At 38.6% G+C, this 3,413-nt stretch carries 4 protein-coding genes; 3 read left to right on the top strand and 1 reads right to left on the bottom strand.

Features of this window, described 5'->3' with window-relative positions; translation table 11 throughout:
* The first annotated feature begins 129 nt into the window (after positions 1-129).
* Positions 130-252 carry a GapA-binding peptide SR1P gene (locus tag V7266_RS23810; RefSeq protein WP_335471584.1) on the top strand — a complete coding sequence of 41 codons (123 nt, stop codon included), beginning with the start codon at positions 130-132 and terminating at the stop codon, positions 250-252.
* 52 nt (positions 253-304) lie between these two features.
* Here V7266_RS23810 and V7266_RS23805 read toward each other — a convergent pair whose 3' ends face one another.
* Positions 305-1,777, bottom strand: coding sequence for an aminotransferase class I/II-fold pyridoxal phosphate-dependent enzyme (locus V7266_RS23805; protein ID WP_335471582.1), 1,473 nt, complete (start codon positions 1,775-1,777; stop codon positions 305-307).
* A 211-nt stretch (positions 1,778-1,988) separates the two neighbouring features.
* Here V7266_RS23805 and V7266_RS23800 point away from each other — a divergent pair, with 211 nt between their 5' ends.
* Both V7266_RS23800 and V7266_RS23795 read left to right on the top strand, forming a co-directional pair.
* Positions 1,989-2,948, top strand: a complete 960-nt coding sequence (locus V7266_RS23800) for an NAD(P)H-dependent flavin oxidoreductase (protein ID WP_335471580.1) — start codon at positions 1,989-1,991, stop codon at positions 2,946-2,948.
* 39 nt (positions 2,949-2,987) lie between these two features.
* A complete protein-coding gene (locus tag V7266_RS23795) occupies positions 2,988-3,260 on the top strand; it encodes a UPF0223 family protein (protein ID WP_335471579.1) in 273 nt (90 codons plus the stop codon).
* Positions 3,261-3,413 lie beyond the last annotated feature (153 nt).

The following is a 3,413-nucleotide window of genomic DNA, read 5'->3' as shown; positions in this document are numbered from 1 at the left end:
ACTGATTTTTTGTTAATGTGACATACAATTTAGGCTTGAAAAGTTTAATGTGATATATTATTATTGAGTTAAGGATATTAGAAAGCGTTTTAAAATTATAATCATTCAAATGAAAAGGGGATTGAACAAATGGGTACTATTGTATGCCAATCATGTAATTCTACTATCGATCATTTTGAAGATGAGAAAGTAACTGTGCTCTATTCTAAGTGCAATTGCTGTGATGAACACCAACATCAAGAAGAAATATAATAAGTTAAATAAAAAAGGATTCCTCTATGGAATCCTATTTTTTTTTGCCAGTTTATTGAATGGCTTTATATTCTTTTATAACACGAATAGTTTTAATTTCATCATCTTCGGGACCTTGAACTGGAAGGCCAACTTCAAGGTTTTTACGAATATAGTGCAAATTTTCCTTGGTGATAATCTCCCCTGGAATAAAAATTGGAATCCCAGGAGGGTATACCATTACAAACTCAGCAATAATTCGGCCTTCTGATTCTTCAAAAAGAACAACCTCTGTTTCTGAGTAAAATGCATCTCTTGGTGTAAGCGCAAGGACTGGAATTTCTGGCAGGAGAACTTCTAGTGGTTCAATTTGTCCAACGCGATGCTCACATTCAATGGCAAGCTCATTTAGCGCATTCACTAACAGGTCTCCCTCAGTATCAGTATCTCCTAGTGAAATGATACAAAGGATGTTATAAAGGTCTGATAATTCAACCTCAATATTATATTTTTCTCTTAACCATTTTTCTACTTCATAACCCGTTAAGCCTAAATCTTTAACTGATATAATAAGTTTCGTCGGATCATAATCAAAAGTAGCTTTAGAACCAAGTATTTCTTCACCAACACAATGTATGTGGTCAATTTCATTAATTCTCTTTCGGATAGACTGAGATAACTTGATAGTTTTGTCAATTAACTCTTTTCCTTTTGTTGCTAGTTGTTTACGGGCTACATCAAGTGAAGCAAGCAGTAAATAAGATGTAGATGTAGTTGTAAGCATGCTTAAAATGGTTTGAACATGCTTTGCTGAAACAAGTCCTTCTCTTACATTTAGAATCGAGCTCTGTGTCATAGATCCGCCCAATTTATGAACACTGGTTGCAGCCATATCTGCCCCCGCCTGCATAGCTGAAAGTGGCAGTTGATCATGGAAATGTATATGAACGCCATGGGCTTCATCGACCAGAACAGGAACATGATAAGAGTGCGCAATTTCAACAATTTTCTTTAGGTCTGCAGAGATTCCGAAGTAGGTTGGATTAATGACTAACACAGCTTTTGCATCCGGGTTCTGTTTTAAAGCCTTTGCAACTGAATCGGTTGTAATTCCGTGTGAGATCCCCAATTCCTTATCAATTTCCGGGTGGATAAAAACTGGAATGGCTCCAGAGAAAACAATCGCAGACATAATGGATTTGTGAACATTTCTAGGGACAATAATTTTATCATCAGGTCCGCAAACTGCCATAATCATGGCTATAATAGCGCCGCTAGTTCCCTGTACTGAAAAAAAGGTTCGATCTGCTCCAAACGCTTCGGCAGCTAAATCTTGAGCTTGTTTAATCATTCCCTTTGGCTGATGTAAATCATCTAGAGGACCGATATTAATTAAGTCTATGGATAAGGCATTATCACCAATAAATTGGCGGAATTCTGTATCCATTCCAGCGCCTTTTTTATGGCCGGGTATGTGAAATTGAGTTGGGTTTTTCTTTGCATGTGCTACTAACCCGCTAAATAACGGTGTTTGTTCTTGTGACAATGGTAAATACACCTCTTTATAAAAAATGCTCAGATTATTCGTCTATATTCGACATAAAACAAAGGAAATTATAGCACTATTCCCACGTATTTTAAAGGATTTAAATTTAACTTTATTGATATATTTTAACTAAAGTTAGTTTCTCATAAAGAAAGGAAATTTAACCTTTTAAGACGAATTAACAATTTATTAACTAGAAGGAGGGTTTCAAATGAATTGGCATACACGAATTACTGACTTGTTAAACATAGAATTTCCGATTATTCAAGGGGGATTAGCTTATTTAGCTTATTCGGACTTAGCGGCTGCTGTTTCAAATGCAGGGGGGCTTGGGCAAATTACGGCTATGTCTCTGCCTAATCCTGAATTGTTAAGGGAAGAGATAAAAAATGTAAAACAATTAACCAATAACCCATTTGGTGTTAATTTTGCTATTGGTCAGCATGGGAGGTCATTTGCAGAATTCCTGCAGGTGGCAATCGAGGAGGAAGTACCTGTTGTATCCATGACTGGTGGTAATCCTGCTCCTATTTTTGAACAACTTAAGGGGACTAACATCAAAACTCTCGTGCTTGTAGCAGCAAGAAGGCAAGCTATAAAAGCAGAGGAGTTAGGAGCTGATGCCGTGATGGTGGTCGGTCAGGAAGGCGGCGGACATCTTGGCAGAGATGATATCGGTACACTTGTTTTAATTCCTCAAGTAGTGGATGCTGTTACAATTCCTGTCATTGCTTCAGGAGGAATAGGGGATGGAAGGGGACTAATGGCGGCCCTTAGTTTAGGTGCTGAAGGAATTGAAATGGGAACACGGTTTATCGCGACCAAGGATTGTGTTCACGCGCATGAAGCGTATAAACGAAGCTTAGTTGAGGGAACGGAAAGTGATACTGTAGTTATCAAAAGAACACTGGGAGCACCAGGTAGAGCCATTGCCAATAGCTGGACAGAACAAATTCTAGAAATTGAACGGAAAAATGGAGATTATGAGCAGCTTAAAAGTTTTATTAGTGGAAATGCCAATAAACGGTACATATATGATGGTGAAACCGCTGAAGGGTTTGCTTGGGCAGGTCAGGTAATGGGAATGATTAAGGATGTGCCTACTGTTGCTGAGCTCTTTAACCGGATGAAGAAAGAGGCGGAACAAATTCGTGCAAAATGGGGAAAATAGAGGTATTATACACATTAGCATAAAGAAGTAGGTGAGTGTATGGAATATCAATATCCCATAGATTATAGGTGGTCAACGGAAGAAATCGTCGATGTGATTAATTTCTTTGAAGCGATTGAGCGGGCATATGAAAAAGGGATTGAACGAGATGAAATGATGAATGCTTATCGCCGGTTCAAAGAAATTGTCCCAAGTAAAGCAGAGGAAAAAACGATCTGCGGTGAATTCGAAGAAATTAGCGGATATTCCTCGTATCGAACAATAAAAAAAGCAAAAGAGGCCTCCTCTGGAGATAAAATTATGATGAAATAGGTTCTGTTAAACGATAATGTTTTTATAAGCTGTTGATTTGAGCGGAAGGTGCTCGACTCCTCGAAAATGCTAACGCATTTCCTTCGTGCGTGGGCGGGTTCGAGGATGTAAAATCAATGTCCTGCGGGAGTACGGGGCCGAGGAGGCTCCCCG

The organism is Neobacillus drentensis, assembly GCF_036965645.1.
Taxonomy (GTDB): domain Bacteria; phylum Bacillota; class Bacilli; order Bacillales; family Cytobacillaceae; genus Neobacillus; species Neobacillus drentensis_D.
This window is presented reverse-complemented; position numbering and strand designations above follow the sequence as displayed.